Here is a 21,836-nt window from a genome sequence, read left to right on the forward strand (position 1 = left end):
GCCGCCGCATCCGGCAGCTACACCTCGGTGATGACCCTGTCACTGTTCGAGTAAACCGCAGTACCCCTCGCGGGGGTGACGCACACCACGTGCGTCACCCCCGCTTCTCGTTGTCCCAGACGTCACGCACAATTCACCCTTCCCCCCAGCGACCTTGCACGCTAGTGTGATAGGCGCACCGGGGGGCGCAGTGGGATGCACTCCCGAGATAAGGTTTGGGGCCTTGTCGTGAGTGCACTGGGGCAGCGGAGCCCGATGGCATAGGCGCCGCGCAACACTGGGGAATTTTCGGCAATGGCATTTGGGGATGCCCTGCGCAGCGACCCCCGCCGTAGCGGTGGTGGCTCGTGAGCGCGATCGAACTGGGCGCAGGAACTCTTCGAGGACTCGACACGCTCGCCGGTTTCGGCACGCCTGTCGCCGCACCTCGCGCGGTGGACACCGCACCGACACTCACGCTCGTGCCGCGCGTCGAGCAGGCGCTCGAACGCCGCCGCGCCTGGGAACGGCAGTACGCCTTGCGGCTGCAGGTGACGGACGGGCTCGTGATCATCGGTTCGGTCGCAGCCACCACCGGTGTCACCTTCTTCGTCGACGGCGCGTCCGCAACGGGCGGGCTGATCGCCGTCCTCACCGTCGCGACCTGGATGCTCATGCTGACGGTCGTGCAGTCGCGCGCCACCTCTGTCATGGGGTCGGGGTCGACCGAGTACAAGCGGGTCGCGCATGCCTCCGCTCACACGTTCGGCCTGCTTGCGGCGCTGTTCCTGATCTTCCAGTGGCAACAGCTGCGGCCGGATCTCCTGTTCGCGCTGCCGGCCGGCACGGTCGCCCTGATCGCCGGCCGCTGGATGTTGCGCAAATGGCTCCACAACCAGCGGGCGTCGGGCGCCTTCACGAAGCGCGCGATCGTCGCGGGATCGAGTGACGACATCGAGTACGTCCTGCGCACGCTCGATGAGGCAGGGTCCGGCGGCTACACGATCATCGGAGTCGCGCCTTCCGACGGCCCCCGCGACCGGATCATCGCCCATGACCGCAGCTACGATGTCGTCGGCACGATGAACTCCGTCGCCTCTCACGCGCGCACGCACGGCGCCGACACGATCATCGTGGCGAATCGCCCCGATGATGACCCCGATTTCATCAAGCGGCTGAGCTGGGAGCTCGAGGGCACGGCATCCGAGCTCGTCCTGTCGAGTCGGATCGCGGATGTCGCGGGGCCCCGCATCTCGCTCGCACCGGTCGATGGACTCCCCCTCATCCACGTGAAGATCCCCGAGTTCGAAGGCGGTCATCACGCGCTGAAGCGCGTCGGTGACATCGTGTTCTCGCTCCTCGTGATGATCCCGATCTCTCTGCTGGTCATGCCTGTCGTGGCGATGCTCATCAAGCTCGACGACGGCGGACCCGTCTTCTTCCGCCAGACGCGGATCGGCCGCGACGGCCAGGAGTTCGGCATCCTCAAATTCCGCACGATGGGCAATGACGCCGAACAGCAGCGGGCCCAGCTCGAGTCACAGAACGAGGGCAGTGGCGTGCTGTTCAAGATCAAGAACGATCCGCGGGTGACGCGCATCGGCGCCTTCCTGAGGAAGTACTCCATCGATGAGCTGCCTCAGTTCTGGAATGTCCTGCGCGGCGATATGAGCGTCGTCGGCCCCCGCCCACCGCTTCCCAGCGAAGTGCGCAAGTACGCCGGCAAGGTCTATCGCCGTCTGTTCATCAAGCCCGGTATCACCGGTCTCTGGCAGATCAGCGGTCGCAGCGACCTCTCGTGGGAAGAGAGCGTGCGCCTCGACCTGCGCTATGTCGAGAACTGGTCGGTCATGAGCGACCTGATGATCATGTGGCGTACGGCCAAGGTCATGATCGCCCCCCGAGGGGCGTACTGACCCATCGACTCGGCCACGTGACGAGGTGACCCGACTCCTCGTCACGTGGCCGTACCACGCCGTCAGCGCTCGAGTAGCGGTTCCAGCACCTGCTGGTATGCCGTGACCCGCTCCGCCCAGTCAGGCACGTCGGGCATCGCAGCCCGTGCCGGTTCGCTCACGAGAACCTCCGAGACCGCCTCGACGAAATCGCTGCCGCCGGCGACCGTCACAGCAGCCGTGTCGAGATCACGGAAGCCGGCGACGGGGGTGCTCACGACAGGGCGCCCGACCGCCAGGTACTCGTACAGCTTTATGGGATCGAGGCTGTCGGTGAAGTCGTTCACGACGTGCGGCACGATAAGCGCCGTCGCGTGTTGCAGATAGCCGGGAACGTCGGTCCACGCGCGAGGCCCGAGCAGCGTGATCGCGGGGTGATCCACCAGCCGATCGGCGCTCTCGGCGGCGAGCGCGACAGGTCCGACGAAGACGATCCGCCCCCCTACGGATGCCGCTTCATCGGCGGCGCGCAGGGCGAGTCCGACGTCCAGCCTGTCCTCATGGAGCGTGCCGAGATACAGCGCACTGCGCTCCGGCAGATCGGCGGGACGTTCACGGAGCCACCGGTACCGCTCCACGTCGACGGCGTTGGGAATGAGCACGACGTCGCGGCGCGGCGCGCGAGTGTCGCGCAGCCCCGTCGAGCACACGACGACGGCGTCCGTGCGCTGCATGAGGATCTCTTCGTTGGCCGCGATCCGTCGAAGTTCGCGCGACGGACGATCCGCGGCGAGCCAATCGTCGGTCATGTCGTAAAGGCTCGGCCAGTCCGTCCGAGCGACGAGGCCAGCCCACCCGGGATCATTCACCCACAGCACGGGTGCGTGCATCCCCAACGATGCCGCCACCCCTCGCACGCGACGTCGCAACAGTGCGTCGGCGGCCGGTCCCGCGAGGCGCGGCAAGAGCTTGTCCGGCTGCAGAAGGTGCAGCCGCCCCTCATATCCCGGCTCCGTACGAAGGCCTCGTCCGCGGTGGATCCGGCGTCCACTGACCGCGGAATGCAGCAGGTCGTTGGAGGGCTCGACGAACAGCACGCGCAGATCCTCGTCACCGCGGAGAAGACCGTCGATGAGGTACTGGTTCCGGCGCCACACGTCGTCCCAGGGCTCGAGCGACAGAACGACGAGATCGCGGCTCATTCGCCGACTCCGAGACGGTCATAAACGGCACGGATGCCACGCACCTGCGCATCGAGAGTGAAGCGCCCGCGCTGTGCCGCGCGGGCCGCCTCCCCCGCGCGAGCACGCAGGCCGTCATCGGCGATCAACGAGTCCATGACTCGTGCGGCATATGCCGTGTCGCCACTCGGGAAGAGAAGCTCTGGGGTCGCGACTCCGACGGTCTCGAGGTGTCCGCCGCCCGCGGAGGCGACGACCGGAGTACCGTGCGCCATCGCTTCGAGCACGAGTATTCCGAGCCCTTCGCGCCGGGTGGGAGCGATGACCATGCTCGCGCGCGCGAGCAGGTCGGGAACGTCAGGGCGATGGCCCAGGAACTCGACGCTGTCGCCCACGCCGCGCTCCTTCGCGCGTTTCTCCAGGTCAGCCCGCTCGGCGCCGTCGCCCGCGATCTTGAGCGTCCACCCGTCGAGCGGTCCGCGCGACTGCGCCCAGGCATCGATGACGTCGGCCGTGTGCTTCTCGGGTTCGAGGCGCTGCGCGGCCAGCACGAACGGTTCGCGGGGGCGTGCGGCATCCGTCGAGTCGACGCCGGAGTACACGACCTCGGCGGGCGGTTCGACGTTCTCGGCGACGAACTGCGAGATGGCGATCTGCGCGGCGAGCGACCTGCCGACGGGCCGGAACGCGGCCCGAGAGAGCGGGCTGCGTCCGCGCGGCCCCGCGAAATGTCGCGTGCTCACCTGGCGCACGCGACGAGCACGTGGCGCGCGTCGATAGAGCCAGCCCACGAGGTCGGCCTGGGACATGTGCGTGTGCAGCACGTCGGGCGCGGCGGTGGCGCGGAGCGTGCGCATCGCCTCGCGCATATCGTCGCCGGGCATCCATCGGACCCCCGTGCTCGCGAGGGCGGACGTCATCTGCCGCCGGTCGCCCCCGATGACCGTGACCTCGACGCCGTCACGGGTCAAACCGGTCGCGACGTTTGCGAGGTAGCGCTCCACACCGGCGAACCCATCGGAGCAGACCAGATGCGTCACTCGCATACGTTCGCCCTCCGCTTCGGCCGGTTGCAGTCTATGAGAGATGCCCCGGCGGAGCCGCTGGCTAGCATGGCCGTGTGCGTGTCGCGATGTCGTCATACCGCTTCAACAACGAAGGGGGCATCGAGCGCGCGTCATACGAGGTGGCCCGTCGACTCTCATCGTCGATCGACATGACGCTGGTGGCTACCGGGGTCGACCCGGTTCCCGGTCCCGAACTCGCCTGGGAGCGGGTCCCGGAACCGCGGGGGCCCGGTTTCCTCGTTCCCCTGACATACTCCTCGGCTGCGACACGGCACCTCGAGCACAAGCACTTCGATCTGCTCCACAACCAGGGCGGGTGCGCGCTGCGCACTCAGGACGTCATCACTGCGCACAGCTGTCATCGGGCGTGGTGGGAGATGAAGTTCCGCAACGGCGAGGCGGTCCGCGCGATCGCGAACCCTCTGCATCACGCCGTGCTGCATGTCGAGAAGGCGAACTACCGCCCCGGTGCATTCCGGCGCGTCATCGCGGTCTCTCATGGCGTGGGCCGTGAGGTGACCGAGCACTACGGCGTTCCTCCTGAGCTCATCGCCGTGATCCCCAATGCCGTGGACACCGCCAGATTCCAACCTCAGGACGCCGCGGAGCGACGCCAGGCAGTCCGCAACCGTCACGGTTTCGCCGACGACGATGTCGTGTTGCTCTGGGTGGGCAAGGAATTCCGACGAAAAGGACTCGCCCCTCTCATCGACGCGCTGCCGCATCTGCCGCCGACCGCCCGCGCGCTCGTCGTCGGAGGAGATGACGAGACCTCGTACCGAGCGCGAGCGGCGGCGCTCGGCGTCGGCGACCGGATCGTCTTCGCCGGCCATTCGAGCACAGTGGAGGACTACTTCCAGGCCGCCGATGTCTTCGTGCTGCCGACCCTCTACGAAGCGTTCGCGCTGGTCACGCTCGAAGCCGCCAGCGCCGGCCTGCCGCTGGCGACGACCCGGGTCAACGGCACCGAGGAGTTCGTCGTCGACGGCGAGAACGGCGTCTTCATCGAGCGCGACGGCCGGCAGATCGCGCGTGCGCTCGAGCCCCTCGTGACGGATGCCGCCGTGCGTCGTTCGATGGGCGCGCGCGCGCAGCGCGACGTGTCCGCGTACACCTGGGATGCCGTGGCGAAGAGCACGCTCGATGTCTATCGGCAGGTGCTCGACGAGAAGCGCGCGAGTCCCCTGCCGGATCAGCGCTGAAGCTCGGTGCGGTACCGCACCGGCCCGCGCGCGAAGATGCGGCGGCGGCGCCGTGCGTCGTCACCGCGTGCGCCGCGCAGCACCACCCCGCGGATGGTCGCACCGACGATCATCGCGACACGGAACGACTGCCACCCGAAGGCGCCGAAGTGCTTGCGCTGGTACTCCTCGGTGCTGGCGAAGAACAGCGCCTCGCGCACGCTGCCGTCACCTCCGGTGCCTGCCCCGATGTGGGTGGCCTCGACGGATGCCACGGCGATGCGCCAACCGGCATCCGTCGCCCGCTTCTGCCAGTCGACCTCTTCTGCATAGAGGAAGAACCGCTCGTCGAAGTGGCCGATCTCTGCGATCGCTTCGGCGCGCAGCAGCAGCACCGACCCGATCGCGAACCCTTTCGCCCTGTCGAGCCGCCCGAGCCCCACGGCGTCGAGCCAGGCACGGAGAGGACGCGGGAACGGCCACCACACCCGCACGGGTGAGCCTGAGCCGGGCTCGGTCTGGGTGGCACCGACGGTCGCGATGCGTCCCGAACCGTGCAGCACGCGGTGCAGCTCGCCGACGGCGTCCGGCGCGATGCGCGCGTCGGGGTTGAGAAGGAGCACGTCAGCCCCCTCGGCGCCGCGATCGGCGAGCGAGCGAAGCGCCACGTTGACGCCGGCGCCGAAGCCGAGATTGCGGCCCGGGTCGATGTAGTGCGCGCCGCGCCGCTCTGCCATCGCGCGGGTCTCAGCAGACGAGGAGTTGTCGACGATCGTCACGGGAAAACCGTCACCCAGGTGCGCGAGCGCCCCGTCGAGCAGCTCGGGATCCCCGTACGCGATCGCGACGACCTCGACGGGACGATCGCGACCGGTGTCGTTGGCCGGCGCGACCTCGCGATACAGAGCGAGCTGCTGCTCGGCGACGCGCTCCCAGGTGAAGTTCTGAGCGTGCTCGAGACCGCGCGCACGCAGGCCGCGCCACGTGCCGGGCTCGAGCGCCTGGTCGATGCCGTCGCGCAGCGCGTGGGGATCGCCCGGTTCGACGAGGATGCCGGCCTCGCCGACGACGTCGGGGATGGCACCCGAGCGGCTCGCCACGACCGGGACACCGGATGCCATCGCCTCGACGGCCACCCTGCAGAACTGCTCCAGCCAACCGGGCCAGGGCACCGACGGCACGGCGACCACATCCAGGCGGCGATAGCGTTCGGCGAGCTCGGCGCCCTGCGCGAAGCCGAGGAAGGCGACCCGGTCGGACACGCCCAGTTCGGCGGCGAGTGCGGCGAGTTCCTGCTCCTGCGGCCCCTCGCCCGTGATCTCGATGCGCCAGTCGGGCCTGGATGCTGCCGCGCGCAGCAGCGTCGCGACGCCCTTGTGCGGCTCGAGTCGGCCCACGTATCCGATCACCGGCGTCGGCGCGGCAGCCGTCTTGTCCGCGGCCGCGAACACCGCGGTGTCCACGCCCAGCGGAATGAGCGCGGCGGGGCCGCGCAGACCCTTTCGTGCGAGGATCTCGCCCGCCTCGCGGTTGCAGACGTAGGCGCCCGCGGCGTGGCGCAGCGCGTAGCGCTCGAGCCAACGGAACGGGATCGGGTAGGTCTTGTCGATGTTCTGCGCGGAGTAGAGCACGTACGGCGCGCGGCTGCGACGCAGGCGACGCAGCAGAAGCAGCTCGGCGGTCGCAAGTGAGAACGGCTCTTCGTGCAGGTCGATGACGTCGGGCCGGCGCTTCAGGGCACGCCAGATCGGCCGCGGGTCGTACAGGAACGCGTTCGGATGGGTGCCGACCGTGGCTGCGCCCCGCACGAATCGGTCGGCGCCGGGCTGGAGCGATACGCGGCGCCCGCCTTCGTTCCACCGCTTCGCGGAGATCAGGAGCAGGTCGACCCCGCGGGCCCGCAGCCGGCGCTCGCGTTCACGCCAGGCCGTGACCACCGCATGATGTGCGACTCGCAGAACTCTCACTGGCCGTTCCTTCCCGGCACGAGCCTAGCGACGAGGTCAGCCACGGATCCCGCGGACTCGACGCCAGGCGCCGTCCACGAGGCCGCCCGGTGCGACGCGCAGAGCCCAGGCCAGCTCACCGATCGCCCTCGCCGGCTTGCGTTCACGCAGCGCCGCCTTCGCGGCGCGCGACGCCGACCACCACGCGAATCGCGCATTCTTGCGGATGCTCTCATCGAATGCCGCGATGAGCTCGGCGTCACCATCACCGGCGGCGCGCTCGCGGTGACGACTCAGCACCGTCGCGATGCCGCGCACGAGGTCGCGGTGCCGACGCGTCGTGTTGTGCTCGTGAGCGCGGTAGTCGACGAGCGTCCGAGGCTCGAACACGACAGGCCCGAGCGCAGACAGCCGGATGAGCAGATCCAGGTCCTCGGCGAACTGCAGGCCGAGGTCGAAACCACCCACCGCGTCGAAGGCCGAACGCCGGATGACGAGATTCGGCAGAATGATGCCGGTGCGACGTCGCGCGATGTCGGACGGACCGTCGACAGGCACCTGATCCGCGTCGAGCAGCACCTCGCCGTCTTCCCCGATCGTGCGCATCCCGCAGTATGCCGCCACGGCATCACCGTGTTCCTCGAGCAACGCGACGTGCGCCGCGAGCCGATCAGGGTGCCATCTGTCGTCGTCGTCGAGGAAGGCCAAGTACGTGCCTGTCGATACCTGCGCGCCGCTGTTGCGAGCGGTGCTGACGCCGGACGACTCCTGCCGCATGAGTTCCACCTCTGGCAGCACGGATACGGCGGCGGCGACCTCTTTCGGGTCCGGTGATCCGTCGTCGACGACGATGACCTCGACGTGCGGGTGCGTCTGGGCACGCACGGAGTCCAGCGCTTGCGCGAGGAACGGGCTGGTGCGGTTGGTGGCGATGATGACGCTCACCAGGTCGGCACGCGGGGTCATTCCGCGATGCTATCGGCGAGCGCGCACGCCACCGACGTGGGCGTAAAGCTGCGCGTACTGGAGTGCGATGCGTCGCCAGCTGTACTCCTTCGCCCGCGCTCGGCCGGCGGAGGCCACCGTCGCCGCGTTCTCGGGGTCATCCACGATTCGTCGAAGCGCGGCGGCGAGCGCAGGCGTGTCGAATGGGTCCACGATCCATCCGTCCCGCCCGTCTCGGACGAACTCGGGCGGCCCGCCATGGGATGTCGCTATCACGGGGATGCCGGCCCGCCATCCTTCGAGCACGACGATGCCGAAAGACTCCGCGCGACTCGGCACGCCGAGCGCGAGCGCCCCGCGGGTCACCGTCACGACTTGGCCGCGGGAGAGCCGCCCGCAGAAATGGGTCCGCTCGCGGACTCCCAGACGCTCGGCGAGTGATTCGAGTTCCGTTCGCGCCGGTCCGTCGCCGCCGATCACAAGGTGCACGTCCGGCGGAAGCTCGGCCGCCGCGAAGGCGTCGAGGAGCAGGTCGAAACCCTTCGTCCTGACCAGTCGTCCATAGGCGAGCACGTAGCGCTCGGGCAGGCCAGCGGGCGGATCGGCCGCCGGTTCGTCGAGGTTCACACCGTTGGCGACGATGACGCCGCCGCCGGCGCGCAAGCCGAACCGGGATTCGAGGTCGGTGAGCGTCGAGCGCGAGGGCGCGGTCACGACTGCTGCGCGGGAGAGCGCTTCGCGCAGTGCGCGACGCAGCAGTGCCGAACCGCCGAACACGTCGTCGGCGTCACCGAGAGTCTCGCCATGACTCGTCACGACCAGACGCCGGCGGGTCATCCGGGCGATCGCCGATGCCCAGACTCCGTTCGGCCCGAAGCAGTGCACGTGCAGGACCGCGGGGCGGTCGTGCCGCACAGCGGCGAACCATCTGCCCAGCGCACGGGGCGCACGCCATGCGAAAGACGCGAGCACGCGAAGCGAGCGCGCGGGCAGCGGGCACGGCAGCACGCGAATCGGGATGCCGTCGACATCGGCGGGCACGTCATCCCGCTGATCGACCGTCCAAATCGCGACGTCGATGCCCTGACGGCGCAGCTCTCGGGCGACGTGCAGAACGTGTTCCTCCACGCCCCCCACACGGGGCAGGAAGGAACTCGCCACCAGCACGACCTCGGCCACGGCACCTTCTCCCACTACGCTCGCTTCGATACCCTGGCGCCCTGCGCCGCACCGATTCGGAGGTCACGCGCCATTCGCGTCACATTCGCCACGATAGCCACCGCTGCCCCGATGGGTCAGCAGGTGTACGAAGAGGAGATCATCCGTCGTGCACCACGCGCGCTCGGGGCGGGTTCGTCGGTGAGCCGCGAGATCGTCCGTTCGATGCGCTCCGAACTGCCGGGAACCACGCGCCTGCCGACGTGGGTGCTCTCGCGGGCGCCCCGACCGGTGCGACGCGCCATCGGCGCCACCATGTACCGCGGCGCCGACATCGTTCACCGGATGGGGTTCGGAATGCCCCCCGCCCGCGTACCCGAGATCATCACGATCCACGACACCGTCGCCTGGCGCTTCGACGACGAGTCCTCACCCGAACCGTTCGCGGCCGACGAATTGCGCCGCGCGGCCGCGGTCATCGCCCCGTCGCAGTTCGCGGCCGACGACGTTGCCGAGTACCTGGGCATCGATCGCGTGGAAGCGATTCACAACGGTGTCGATCAGCGCTTCTTCGATGCTGAGGCTCTCGATTCGCGTGCGCTGTCGAACCTGGGGATCACCGGCTCTTATGTTCTTCACGCCGGTGGCGCGTCGAAACGGAAGAACCTCGACGCGCTCGCGGAGGCTTGGGCTGACGTCGCTTCCGCACGCCCCGATCTGACTCTCGTGCTGTCCGGGCCGGAGCATCCACGACGCACGCGACTGTTCGCACAGCTGCCGCGCACACGCCTCCTGGGCCGCGTGCGCGGTGATCTCATCCCAGGACTCCTCGCCGGAGCATCCGCCGTCGTCGTGCCCTCGCTCTACGAGGGCTTCGGACTCCCCGCGCTCGAAGCGATGGCCGTCGGCGTCCCGGTGGTCGCGGCTCGCACGAGCTCGCTCGTCGAGGTCGTGGGCGATGCGGGTGTGCTCGTCGAGCCGTCTGGCGCGGCGATCGCGGAAGGCCTCGTGTACGCGGCGTCCGACGAATCATCGGTGGGTGCGCTCGCCGAGCGGGGACGGCTGCGCGCGCAGGGATTCACCTGGGAGCGCAGCGCCGCACACCATGCCGAGGTATGGCGGCGGGTCGCGAAATTATAGGATCCGACGAGCCGATGTCGCCGACGCGACACGATGAGAGCCCTCTAACCATGTAGATTCTCCCTGTGCAGACTGTGGGGGATGCCGCGATCAAGGTCGACCGGCTGGGTAAGACGTACCGTCTGGGCGCCTTCGGCGAGAGACCGACGACGGCCGCGCAAGCGGCGATCCAGTGGGTGCGCTCGACCGGACGCGCGAAGTTCACGCTTTTCGATGCGCTCGACGACGTGTCATTCGACGTGCCGCAAGGCGAGGCGCTCGGCATCGTCGGACGAAATGGTGCGGGAAAGTCGACACTGCTGAAGCTGCTCACCCGGGTGACGGCACCCTCTCGCGGGCGCATCGAGTTGAACGGTCGCGTCGGGTCGCTCCTCGAGGTCGGCACCGGGTTCCACCCCGAGCTGACCGGCAAGGAGAACATCTACCTCAACGGCGCCATTCTCGGCATGACCCGCAAAGAGATCCAGAAGCGCTATGACGAGATCGTCGAGTTCTCGGGCATCGAGAAGTTCCTCGCGACGCCGGTGAAGCGATACTCCTCCGGCATGTACGTGCGCCTGGCGTTCTCGGTCGCGGCGCACCTCGACACCGAGATCCTTGTGATCGATGAAGTGCTCGCCGTGGGTGACGCGGAGTTCCAGCGGCGGTCGATCCAGAAGATGCGCGAGGCGGCGTCGGGCGGCCGAACCGTTCTCTACGTGAGCCACCAGCTGCAGACCGTCCAAGCACTGTGCAGTTCGGCGATGCTGCTGGACCGCGGCAAGCTCGCGTACTCGGGCAGCGTTGAGGGCACACTGCAGGCGTATCGCGACAGCTTCGAGAGCTTCGCGCTCGCGCAGAGCGATGCGACCAAGCGGCCGGGCAATGGGCGACTCCGCCTGGAACGCGTCTCGATGGAAGATGAGTTCGTCAAGTCCGGCGAGGACATCGTCATCGACTTCACTGCTCCGCCAGGCAAGAAGCTCATCGGGTCGTACTTCGTGTCGGCTCACATCAACAACGACCAGGGGTCCGTCATCGCCCAGTGCGACTCCCGGCTCGTCGGCGCCTGGTTCGATCCCGCAGAGCCCCAGTCCGGCCGGCTCATCATTCGCGACCTCTGGCTCAAGCCCGGACAGTACACGGTCGATCTCTACGCCTGCCAAGCCGGCATTCTCGATGCCTGGGAGGGCGCGTGGCGCTTCGAAGTGCTGCCCGACCTGCCGTACCCCGAGTTCACCGAATCCTCCAGCACCGAGAAGGGGCTCGTGTTCGTGAACTTCGAGTACGAGGGGGTCTGACATGGAACCTGATGTGCAGCGCACCGTCATCACACCTCCCGGGCGACTGAATCTTCCGCCGTGGCGCGAGATCTGGCGCGCACGCGAAGTAGCGGTCCGGCTCGCGCAGCGAGACATCATCGTCCGCTACCGCCAGACGATCTTCGGTGTCACGTGGGTGATCCTCCAGCCGCTCGTCACCGCCGGCATCTTCACGATCGTGTTCGGCGTCATCGCAGGACTCTCGACCGACGGCATCCCGACCTTCGTCTTCACCCTCGCCGCAATGCTCGCGTGGAATCTCTTCAACGGTGTGCTGGGTCGCGCCTCATCGTCGATGGTCGCCAACCAATCACTCGTGCAGAAGGTCTTCTTTCCGCGCATGCTCGTGCCGATCTCGAGCCTGGCGTCGATCGTCGTCGACTTCCTCGTCGGTTTCGTTCTGCTGGTCGTGCTGCTGTTCATCTTCGGCATCAACCCCGGTTGGGCGATCCTCTTGCTGCCGGTATGGGTCATGCTGATCCTGCTGCTCGGGCTCGGGTTCGGTCTCGCGGCTGCGGCGTATCTCGTCAAGTACCGCGACGTGGGGTACGTGCTGCCGTGGTTCCTGCAGGTGCTCATGTACGCCAGTCCGCTCGCCTACTCGCTGTCGGCCGTGCCGGACAGCATCCGATGGCTGTTCCAGATCAACCCGGTCACGTGGTTCCTGGAGGCATTTCGCTGGTCGGCACTGGGCACCCCCGCGCCTCCCCTCTGGCAGATCCTCGCAATCGTCATCGGAGCGCCCCTCGTGTTCTTCCTCGGCACGCTCGTCTTCCAGAAGAACGAGCGCGAGTTCGCGGACTACATCTGACATGCGCGTCACCGCGTACGCCCTCATGGCCGACCCGGCGTTCCTCGCCGAGAGCCTGAAGGCGTACTACGCGCACGTGGACCGCATCGTGCTGTCCTACGACCAGGACGCGAAGTCGTGGACCGGCACCAACCTGCCCGTCGAAGAATGTCTCGCCATCGTCGACGCGCTCGACGTCGAGGGCAAATGCGTCCGCGCACCGGGCAGCTTCGCAAGGCTCGATGAGCATCCCCTCGATAACGACACCTTCCAGCGTCAGACGGCATTGGACGTCGCATCCGACGGGGCGGACTGGGTGCTGCAACTCGACACCGACGAAGTGATGCTCGACGCACCGCGATTCTTCGGCTCCCTCCTGCGCGCTGAGGCGAGGGGAGCATCCGCGCTGTACTACCCGTCGCGTTGGCTGTATGCACACGTCGGCGGTAACCGCTACCTGGAAGCCAGCACGCGCTTCCTGCGTCCTGCCGCGTCGTATCCCGGCCCCCTCGCGGTGCGGGCGGGAACCACGCTCGTGCACGCCCGCCAAGCGGACGTCGCCCTTCACCGAGTCGACCTGCGTGCGTGGAACACGGATCCCGCGCACCACCACGAGACGATCGTGCACGAGGTCGTCTCACCGCAGTCCGCGGTGCTGCACTACTCGTGGGTGCGGGACCACGACACCATCCGCCGCAAGTTCGGCTGGTCGGGGCACGCCGCCGACTACACCAAACCGGCCGTATACGCCCGCTGGGCGAAGCGACAGCGTCACCCGTGGCGGACATCGCTCAGTTCGCCCCTGCGGCGGCGAGACTGGTTCCGTGTCGTCCGTGTCGGTCCGCCGGAGTCGTGACGTGACAGCTTCAGTGAGTGTTGTGATCGTCACGGCGGACAGACCCGAACACCTTCGAACCTGTCTTCAGCACATCGAAAAGCTCGTGCCCGCGCCGCTCGAGGTCGTTGTGGTCGACGATTCATCAGATGATCGGATGAGCAGATCTTTATCGGATGAGTTTCCGGACGTACGGTTCGTGCGGCACAAGTCAGACTCCGGCCCCACCCCGGAACCTCGCCACACCGGCTACGCCGCGACGTCGGGCGACATCGTCGCCTTCATCGGCGATGACGCCCACGTCGACGAACGGTGGCTCGGCGAGTTGACCGTGCCGTACGCCGATCCACGAGTCGTCGCGGTGTGCGGCCGCGTCCTACATGGCATCGAAGGCGAGGCGATCAAGGGTCGCGGCGAAATCGGCCGACTTCTACCCGACGGTCGACTCACCGACAACTTCGCCGCAGATCCCGGAAGACAGATCGACGTCGATCACCAGGGCGCGGCGAACATGTCTTTCCGCCGCACTGCGCTGGATGCTATCGGCGGCATCCGCGGAGGATACCCCGGAACGGGCCACGCCGCGGAATCCGACATCTCGCTGCGGCTGGGCCTGACAGGCGGCAAGCTCGTGCTGCAACCCACAGCCATCGTGACGCAGACTGCTACGCGCGACATGCTCAGGAGGAAGCGGCTCGATCGGCGTCACATCTACTATGCGCGACGCAACCACGTCGTACTGCTCGTGCGCCTGTTCGGATGGCGCGATCCGCTCCTGACGCGATACATCTGGTCAGCGCTGCGCGATCAGCCCCGCCACTTCTCCCGGCTGAGGAGTGAGCTGCGCGCACGCACCCGCCAAGACACACGACTGTCGCCGCTGCAACGACTGCGTGTCTTCGCTGGGCCGACTCTGATCCTCACTGAGGCACGAGGGCTGATCAGCGGGGTATTCGCCGCTCTTGGCGCCCGTCGAGATGACCGACGGGCTCATCATGGCAGGTGAGCCGGATCGCCCGATGATGAGCATCATCATCCCCGCGTACAACGCGGCCGAGACGCTGGGGCGTCAGCTCGAGGCACTCGCCCGTCAAGCAAGCGCGCCACGTGAGATCCTCGTCTGCGACAACGGCTCGACCGACAGGACCGTCGACGTCGTCAGGACGATGGCGGAACGGTACCCCGAGATCCGTCTCGTGGATGCTTCCTCGAGGCGCGGGCCTGGCGCCGCGCGCAACATCGGGGTTTCAGAGAGCGGAGGGGAGTGGATCGCTTTCTGTGACGCAGACGATATCGTCGCGGACGGATGGTGCCGGGCAGCACGACACGCGCTGTCACAGCACTCGTTCGCGGCTGGACGGCTCGACATCGAGCACCTCCGAGGCAAAGGCGCGTTCTCAGTCTCGTGGTCACCGCAGCTTGACGGCCTTTCAGCGTTGTCCTACCTTCCCGGCTTCGTATCCGCGGGCAGCAACAACATGGCCATGCACCGCGCCGTCTTCGACTCCATCGGCGGATTCGATGAGTCCGAGTTCACCGCAGAAGACGACGACTTCTGCATCCGTGCGCAGCTGGCCGGATATCACTTGACGTTTGCTCCGGACATGCTGCTATACGTCCAGCAGCGTGTCGGGCTCCGCGCCGTCTACAGACAGGCTCGCACCTACGGGCGAGGCGCCCGCAGGATGACACACAAGTACGCATTGCTGGCAGCCTCGACGACCGGCCTCGACCAGCACCCGTTCGAGGACGGAGCCCCGCCTGAAGAATCCCCCGGGTCAGCCAAGCTCGGGCGTCTCGTCCGCGCAGCCGGGAGTCCGGCAAGGTGGGCGAATCTGGTTTGGCGCATCGGTTGGTCGTCTGGATGGCGACGCGCCACGGTGGAGGACCTGCATCAGGTTGGCGACGGCACCCCCGGCGCATAGCCGGCCGGTGTGACAGCCCTCACGTCTTCCCCTGACCGCGGGCTGATCGAGCGTTGAGCAAGCTCAGCGCGGACTGCCGCATCCCCCGGCGCCATCCCCGGAGCGCATCGCGCGCATACCTGAGCAGTGCTCGCGGTGGGGCCCCTGGTGCCCAGAGGCTCTGGCGAATCCGGTAGACGGACCGATGGCGGTGCTGTGCGAAGGCACCGCCACTGATCAGCACCGCGGGGGGCATTCCGGAGTGCGGAAGCCAGCGCACGCCGTAGGACGAGTCGCCGACAGGGACGTCGGGATAGCGTCGAGGGTCCGGAGACGAGAACTCCGGGCCGTCGACCAGCGTCCGCCGGGCTTCGGCTTCCCCGGTCGTGGCGTAGGCGAACTCCAAATCGACCAGGAGTAGGCGACCATCCTCATCGATGATGAAGTTATCGGGCTTCGCGTCGACCAGATCGAAGCCGGCGGCGTGCAGCTGATCGAGTACCGCCACCATGCGTCGGAGGATCGGCAGAGGGAGCAGACGGCGTCGACGGGTCAGCACGTTGCGGTAGTACGGCATCTCGAACCAGTCTTCGCCGCGGTCGAGCACCTCCGGAGCGATATCACTGGTGGCCAGCGCGTCGAGGGCAGCGAGTTCTCGCTCGAGATGCCGTCGGGCGCCCGGCACGAACGTTTTCCGCACGACAATTCCTGCATCGGTAGCTCGCACGTCGACACGAGCGCGTCGCCCGCGGCTGAGCGTTCTCGTCGTTCCGTGCGGAACGCCCTGCGCCGCGCGGCCGGCTGCGACGATCTCTCGGACCCGCGCGACGGATTCCGGAGCAGCGAGTTCGAGATAGTGCCAGGCTTCGGTCTCGTCGTCCGCAGAGTGCATCCCGTTGAATGCGCGGGACTCTCCGAGCGTCGCATCGACGAGGTCACGGACGGTCACCTTCGCCGCGAGGATGTCGGCGTTGGTGAGATGCGGATAGCGTGATTTCAGCGCGGGATCCACCGATTCAGGAGCGAAGTGGAGCGCTGCGATGACCAGGGAGGGACCCCCTCCGCTGGCCGGATACGGCCCACGCCCCCAGTTACCTCCGCGGATGTGAGCTGCGGCACGGCCGCGGGCAGCAGCATCCAGGCGATGCGTGAAAACAATCTGAAAACCCAGATGCTCCAGGATCCCGCGTACGTCATCAAGCGAGACGACTTCTTCCAGGCGCTCACGAATGACGAAGACCGCAAGCTCCCCCTCCACGCCAGACGCGTCCTTCCGGACGTCAATGCGGCGAGCAGCCCAATCGTTCGAGCTCGACAGCCGGCGAAGGGCATCAAGCGGCGGCCGCCACTTCTGCTGCCCGAGGTAGTCGTCGAGGCCCTCCATATCGAGAGGAATGTGTGACCCAGCACTCTCCGCAGCCTCCGTGAGTGCGGCCGCGTAGTCATGCTCGGCCGGCTCCTCGAGGGGGCTATGTGGCAGAGACGATGCGAGGCCGGCAGAAAACCCCTTGTGGTAGAGCACGTGGTACGCGAGCGAGTGCAGGTGATCGGCGGGAGCCGGCACGCGCATACCGCTCGCATGAATCACAGAGCGATCCAGAATCGTCTTCGCGAGCGAAGGAACATAGTAGGCAGCGCCGCGGAAGTCATAGCCGTCAAGACCGGTTTCGCTGTAAAGGTCGATCGGGATCGTGCCCGGCTCGGCGCCGACGATTTCACGAAAGGTCTCGGCGTGTTCGTCGCGCACCAAGATGTCGAGGTCCTCGCCGGGGGCCATCTGCGGCAGCTGCGTGAACCAGCGCAGCACGACATACTCCAAACCCGCGTCTTCGAGCCGTCGCGCGAGCCCCGTAACGCCCCACACTGGTGAGAAATAGACGCGTGGTCGCAACGGTGGTTCGTGGTGCAGCCGAAAGACATCGAACGCGTGTGCGGAATCTGTCCAGCTGTCGACCGCAGAGATCCGGCCCCGCCTGCGGGCGATCCCGAGGGCGAGGCGGGTCGCCGCACTGCGCCGGCCTTTACCGCGCTCGACCGCAATCCAGCGGAAGGGCGCCAGTTCACTGAACCCCGCGACGGAAAGCGGCCGATCAGCGCGCACCACGAGCACGTCCGCCGAACTCTGGGAGACCCTGAACAAAGGGTCGAGCTTGTGGAATCTCTCCGCGAGCGGTCCCGCGTGGCTGCGGACGCCGTCCAGCGCTTCAGCGGACACGAGACCGAGATACTTCGCCCCGATGCTCTCGGTGAGCAACACCCCGAGATACGCATCACGTGCGCCGACATCGAGCACCCGGGCACCGTGCGGAACCCCGGACGCCATAATCACGCAACTGACATTACCGGCCTGCTCGCGCTCGCAGCCTGGCACAGCCTGGCCGGCGGGTATATGGTGTGCACCATCGACGTCCTGGGGCCGTCGATGACCTGCTGGTCTCCTCTCCGTGAGGAAGGACTGCGCGATGTCACCGAAAGAGCGGGCAACGCGAGACGACGACGACGGCAGAGCCAGACCACTGTTCGGGCTGGGGGCCACGTTGGGGATCGCCGTTGTGCTCGCGGCGCCGTTCGCCATCCTGACCCTCACTGGAGAAGAGCCGTATCCGGCGGTCATCTTCCCCGGCGGAGGACAGATCCAAACGCATGTCGTGGACGGGGTAGCTGCTTTCCAGTCAGACACTCTCGTCGCCTACACTCCGGCAGGAGTCGAACGCGTCGTCGACCGAGCCCTGCTTCTCGATCCGATCCCACCGTCTCAACTCAGCGGTCTCATCGCGTCGAGGTTCGGTCAAGATCGGTCTTCGACGCGATCCGTCGTCGTCCGCGGAATCGACCTCGTCTTCGAGGTTCCGCGCGCGGTGCCCACGCTCGAAGAGACAACACGCGCCCGCGAGTGGCTGGCGGGTCAGTTGCGCTCAATGGGCCTGAGCGAGGAAACCCTCATCGTTCGCAAGGAGCGGGTGACGATCGATCACAGAACCGGACGAGAACTGGATCGAGAGGTCCTCGAGGAGGTGAACCTCATTGGTTGATCGCGCGCTGCTATGGGCGTGGGGCCGAATCGCGGCTTCGACCCGGGTTGCCCCAGGATCGTTGGGGGTCTTCCGTTGGGTCTTCGGGCTCTACCTCTTGCTCTTCGACGCCCGCTGGTTCTCGTGGCTGGACCAGACTCCGGATGCGTTCTTTACGCCTCCGCTTCTGAGCCTGTCCAGCATGGCCGGCGGGTTCCCGCCGTCCCCGTTCTTCACGATCGTCGATCTCGTCGGGCTCGCGGCAATCTGCGCCATGACATGCGGGTGGGCCACCCGTATCTCGACGTCCGTCGCGCTCGTGACCTACATCGTGAGTACGACGTTCGCCTATTCGCAAGGCAAGATCTCTCACCAAATCGCGATTGCACTCGTGCTCGTGTGCATGCTGATCGCAGACTGGGGCAAGGCGGCTCCGCGACGGATAGCACAGGGCCTCTCGCTCCTCGGTGTTGCCCTGTGCTTCGGGTTCCTGGTCGCAGGGGTCGAGAAGAGCCGATATTGGCTCACACCTGATCTGGGCGTGAGCGGCTTCCTGAGCTGGTACTACCCGCGAATGGACTTGCAGGAACCCCAATTGCTCGCCGGCCTCGTTCCGGGCGTTCTGCTGCTGGCGTTCAAAGCAGCGGATGTGATCGCGGTGCTGTTCGAGGTCAGCGGCTTCATCTGGTTGCTGTGGGGGCGTGTTCCCTGGCGTCTATGGCTGCTTGCCGCGGCGAGCTTCCATCTTGTCAATGCGCTGGTGCTCAACATCACGTTCTCAACGCAGATCGTGGCTTACGCGGCGTTCTTCAGTTTGGCCACGCTGCCATGGCCCGCGAGGGGCGAAAGAGCCTACTCTGCCGCGCGCATCACTGCCGTCGCGATCGCCGTGTTCGCCACCGTGTGGCATGGCGTGACGCGAATCGCCGGCGGCGGGTCCTTCTTCATCTTCGGCGGTTCGTTGGCGTACACGGGAGATTACGACCTCATCGTCTGCATCGTCGTCGGCAGCGCCGTTGTCGCACTCGGTGCACGCGATGTCTTCCGGGAAATCCGGCGACCCTCCCCCCGAGAAGCAAGTGTGAAGAGCGTCGGGTCGATCTCCTCGGGGTGACGGTCAGCCCCAGAGTCGCCGCAGTGTCTGCAACGTCTGATTGCCCGGGTCTCGACGCGCATCGTGCGCGTAGAAACTCATCGCGTGGAGCATTCGCCAGAGGATGACATCCTCCCGACTCATCGAGCCGAGCAGTTCGCCGGCCCTCTCGGCGAGCGGCCCCTCGATGTCGTTCTTCATGAACGCGATGGCCGCTTCGCTGAGGCTGGCACCCGCACGCCGACGGTGAAGGTCCAACGTGGCGTACACAGCGTCGAGGAAACGCGGGTTACGGTCTTCGCCGCGTGGCCAATCGATGAGCTTGATCCCTCCCCCGCGCAACCGGAGCACGTTCTCACGGTGCAGATCGCCGTGGGATGGCCCGATCAGCACCGGCAGCGTCCCCTGTCCGAGTAAGCGGGACCGAAGGTTCTCGAGGTCGTCGTCTTCGAAGTTCGCGGGCTCGCGGGGTGATTGCAGGCGCCGGTAGAGGTCGGTCGATGACATCTGACCGGTCTCGCCGGACTCAAGGGCGTCCAGGACCGTGAGCACGTCTCGCTCGTACTCCCCCAAGCTCGTCGGCACGGCGTCGTACCGCGCATACCGGCACACCGTGAGCCTGCCCTGCTCCACCAGTTCTACGTTCTCCGGGGCATAGTGCCCCCACGGCCCGGCGAATGCTGCGCGGGTGCGTTGGACTTCTTGCTCGGCTCTGCGCTCTTCAACGGCGGAGAGCGGCACCTTGAGGAAGACACTCTCCGCGTCGATGACCACGCGTGGATGTGTGCGCGCCATGATCGTCGCGCGGTTGGATGACAGCTCCTCCGCGCGCGTCACCGACGTGGTCGCCGCGCGATGGGCTCGCGCGATGACCAGGTAGTCGGGCGCCATCCACTTTCCCAGACCTGCCCGGGCGAGAAATCTACCGAGCCGTTGTCGAGTGCTGTTCGTCGCGGTGTCCCGCCCACGACGCAGCGATTCGGCGTGCACGATCACCTCGAGGTGATCGAGCGACGGCAGCGGGATGAGCAGTCGGGACACGGACAGGCCCGTGCCGCGGAGCGTCGCGCCCCACGGTCGCACGGGATCTGAGAACAACGACACTCCCGCACCCGGGAGCGAGCGCCGACCGCGCATCCGCGCACGGAGGGGGTTGGAAGCCGCCACAACCACGACTCCGTCGGGTGTGAGGTTCTCCCGCACGTGTGACAGTAGTCGTCGCGTGTTCGACCGTTCGACCCCCGCTGGTCCGAACTGGCGCACATCGACGAACGCCACCGCGAATCGTCTGCCCTGCAGGAGACGGCTCTCGTCCGGTCCGACGGTGGTGACAGACGCCCCGAGATGGGTCAGTGCATCCGCAAGCGCGCCCCAATCCGAAGCGACGCACAAGACCTGGTCGCCGGGCCTGATGAGAGGAAGCAGTGCAAGCGCCGCGAACCGTGTGTCTGTCACGGTGTGATCGATCGGGAAAGACCACGGCTTCGTATGCGTTGCGAGGATCTCGCGCGTATTCGCTCTGCGATCCGAAACGCGTTCACCCAGCTCTGCGCTGCAGCGTACTTCGCTTTTTCACCGCGGGAAGCGGGCCAGTCCTGACGCCACACCGCCCTCCAGATTCCGAGCCCGATCCGCAATTGCTGGCCGATGTACCGGCGGTCTTCCGAACTCTGCTGCCCGACGGTCAATGCACTGATCCCCCGTTCGACTCGTACGGTCTTCTTGGCCAGCCCGAACCACGAAGATCGCGCCGGGTGATCGACCACCGCGCGTGCACTGAACACCATCCGTGCGCCGCTAGCATGCAGTCGCTTGCCCCACTCCTGGTCGCCTCCGGATTTCAGAGCGGCGTTGAAGGGCCCCACGCGTGACATGACCGAACGGGATACGACGAGGTTCGCGGTCGCGGCGAATCCGTCCACTTCGACGAACCGACGTTGGGGGAACTCGTGGGCTGATTCGTACAGCTCCGGTCCGCTGCGCGGGTGCATGCCGTTTCGAAACACCAAATGGATGTCACCGCCGACAGCCTGCGGATGACCTTCTTCGGTCAGGATCGCCACCGCTGTGCTGATCCATGTGGGGTGCGGCAAGCAGTCGGCATCCGTGAAGGCGAGCATCTCGCCCTCTGCGATCTTCAGGCCAGCGTTGCGGGCTGCGTAGGAGCCGCGCTGCATCTCGCGAATCAGCGTGAAGCGTGGGTCCCCTGGCGGCAGAGCGGGTGTCAGATCCGTTCGAGACGCATTATCGACGACGATCACGTTGATGAGTTCGGCAGGATAGTCCTGCGCGGCGATGAGCGCGAGGCACATCTTCAATCGCGCGAGGTCCTCGTAGACGGGAACGACGACCGTCACTGTCGGCGCGGACTCCGCGACTTCCTCACTGTGCGTCACCGATTGGACTCCCC

At 67.0% G+C, this 21,836-nt stretch carries 18 protein-coding genes; 10 read left to right on the forward strand and 8 right to left on the reverse strand.

Annotation, left to right across the window (positions count from 1 at the left end; translation table 11 throughout):
- The first annotated feature begins 347 nt into the window (after positions 1-347).
- Entirely contained in the window at positions 348-1,895 is a 1,548-nt protein-coding gene (locus ACFC3F_RS07765; protein ID WP_376128230.1) for a sugar transferase, read from the forward strand.
- 62 nt (positions 1,896-1,957) lie between these two features.
- Here ACFC3F_RS07765 and ACFC3F_RS07770 read toward each other — a convergent pair whose 3' ends face one another.
- Both ACFC3F_RS07770 and ACFC3F_RS07775 read right to left on the reverse strand, forming a co-directional pair.
- Entirely contained in the window at positions 1,958-3,076 is a 1,119-nt protein-coding gene (locus tag ACFC3F_RS07770) for a glycosyltransferase (protein ID WP_376128232.1), read from the reverse strand.
- Complete coding sequence (locus ACFC3F_RS07775) at positions 3,073-4,095, reverse strand: glycosyltransferase family 4 protein (protein ID WP_376128234.1); 1,023 nt, start codon at positions 4,093-4,095, stop codon at positions 3,073-3,075. Before ACFC3F_RS07775 ends, ACFC3F_RS07770 begins: the two co-directional genes overlap by 4 nt.
- Positions 4,096-4,187: 92 nt before the next feature.
- Here ACFC3F_RS07775 and ACFC3F_RS07780 point away from each other — a divergent pair, with 92 nt between their 5' ends.
- Positions 4,188-5,324 carry a glycosyltransferase family 4 protein gene (locus ACFC3F_RS07780; protein ID WP_376128308.1) on the forward strand — a complete coding sequence of 379 codons (1,137 nt, stop codon included), beginning with the start codon at positions 4,188-4,190 and terminating at the stop codon, positions 5,322-5,324.
- Here ACFC3F_RS07780 and ACFC3F_RS07785 read toward each other — a convergent pair.
- The 3 genes from ACFC3F_RS07785 to ACFC3F_RS07795 are packed head-to-tail and all read right to left on the reverse strand — an operon-like array spanning position 5,315 to position 9,373.
- Positions 5,315-7,270 (reverse strand): glycosyltransferase, encoded by a 1,956-nt coding sequence (locus tag ACFC3F_RS07785; protein ID WP_376128236.1) that lies wholly within the window; start codon positions 7,268-7,270, stop codon positions 5,315-5,317. The genes ACFC3F_RS07780 and ACFC3F_RS07785 overlap by 10 nt on opposite strands.
- 36 nt (positions 7,271-7,306) lie before the next feature.
- Positions 7,307-8,215 carry a glycosyltransferase family 2 protein gene (locus ACFC3F_RS07790; RefSeq protein WP_376128237.1) on the reverse strand — a complete coding sequence of 303 codons (909 nt, stop codon included), beginning with the start codon at positions 8,213-8,215 and terminating at the stop codon, positions 7,307-7,309.
- A gap of 9 nt (positions 8,216-8,224) precedes the next feature.
- Positions 8,225-9,373, reverse strand: a complete 1,149-nt coding sequence (locus tag ACFC3F_RS07795) for a glycosyltransferase family 4 protein (RefSeq protein ID WP_376128239.1) — start codon at positions 9,371-9,373, stop codon at positions 8,225-8,227.
- 111 nt (positions 9,374-9,484) lie between these two features.
- On the opposite strand from ACFC3F_RS07795, the gene ACFC3F_RS07800 reads away from it, so the two are divergent.
- From ACFC3F_RS07800 to ACFC3F_RS07825, 6 genes are all read left to right on the forward strand, one after another.
- A complete protein-coding gene (locus ACFC3F_RS07800) occupies positions 9,485-10,492 on the forward strand; it encodes a glycosyltransferase family 4 protein (RefSeq protein WP_376128241.1) in 1,008 nt (335 codons plus the stop codon).
- Between the two features lie 65 nt (positions 10,493-10,557).
- Complete coding sequence (locus ACFC3F_RS07805; RefSeq protein WP_376128243.1) at positions 10,558-11,772, forward strand: ABC transporter ATP-binding protein; 1,215 nt, start codon at positions 10,558-10,560, stop codon at positions 11,770-11,772.
- 1 nt (position 11,773) lies between these two features.
- Positions 11,774-12,604: an ABC transporter permease gene (locus ACFC3F_RS07810; protein WP_376128245.1), complete on the forward strand. Its 831-nt coding sequence runs from the start codon at positions 11,774-11,776 to the stop codon at positions 12,602-12,604.
- Position 12,605: 1 nt separating this feature from the next.
- A complete protein-coding gene (locus ACFC3F_RS07815; RefSeq protein WP_376128246.1) occupies positions 12,606-13,439 on the forward strand; it encodes a hypothetical protein in 834 nt (277 codons plus the stop codon).
- Between the two features lie 22 nt (positions 13,440-13,461).
- A complete protein-coding gene (locus tag ACFC3F_RS07820) occupies positions 13,462-14,424 on the forward strand; it encodes a glycosyltransferase family 2 protein (RefSeq protein WP_376128248.1) in 963 nt (320 codons plus the stop codon).
- A 13-nt stretch (positions 14,425-14,437) separates the two neighbouring features.
- Positions 14,438-15,343, forward strand: coding sequence for a glycosyltransferase (locus tag ACFC3F_RS07825; protein ID WP_376128249.1), 906 nt, complete (start codon positions 14,438-14,440; stop codon positions 15,341-15,343).
- A gap of 19 nt (positions 15,344-15,362) precedes the next feature.
- On the opposite strand, the gene ACFC3F_RS07830 is transcribed toward ACFC3F_RS07825, so the two are convergent.
- Positions 15,363-17,615 carry a hypothetical protein gene (locus ACFC3F_RS07830; RefSeq protein WP_376128250.1) on the reverse strand — a complete coding sequence of 751 codons (2,253 nt, stop codon included), beginning with the start codon at positions 17,613-17,615 and terminating at the stop codon, positions 15,363-15,365.
- Positions 17,616-17,784: 169 nt separating this feature from the next.
- Between ACFC3F_RS07830 and ACFC3F_RS07835 the strand changes: the two genes are divergently transcribed.
- Both ACFC3F_RS07835 and ACFC3F_RS07840 read left to right on the forward strand, forming a co-directional pair.
- Entirely contained in the window at positions 17,785-18,354 is a 570-nt protein-coding gene (locus ACFC3F_RS07835; protein WP_376128252.1) for a hypothetical protein, read from the forward strand.
- A 61-nt stretch (positions 18,355-18,415) separates the two neighbouring features.
- Complete coding sequence (locus tag ACFC3F_RS07840; protein WP_376128254.1) at positions 18,416-19,447, forward strand: hypothetical protein; 1,032 nt, start codon at positions 18,416-18,418, stop codon at positions 19,445-19,447.
- A 3-nt stretch (positions 19,448-19,450) separates the two neighbouring features.
- On the opposite strand, the gene ACFC3F_RS07845 is transcribed toward ACFC3F_RS07840, so the two are convergent.
- Positions 19,451-20,317 (reverse strand): hypothetical protein, encoded by an 867-nt coding sequence (locus ACFC3F_RS07845; RefSeq protein WP_376128255.1) that lies wholly within the window; start codon positions 20,315-20,317, stop codon positions 19,451-19,453.
- 560 nt (positions 20,318-20,877) lie between these two features.
- Positions 20,878-21,822 (reverse strand): glycosyltransferase, encoded by a 945-nt coding sequence (locus ACFC3F_RS07850; protein WP_376128256.1) that lies wholly within the window; start codon positions 21,820-21,822, stop codon positions 20,878-20,880.
- Positions 21,823-21,836: the final 14 nt, after the last annotated feature.

It is taken from the genome of Microbacterium sp. NPDC055910, from assembly GCF_042271185.1.
GTDB lineage: Bacteria > Actinomycetota > Actinomycetes > Actinomycetales > Microbacteriaceae > Microbacterium.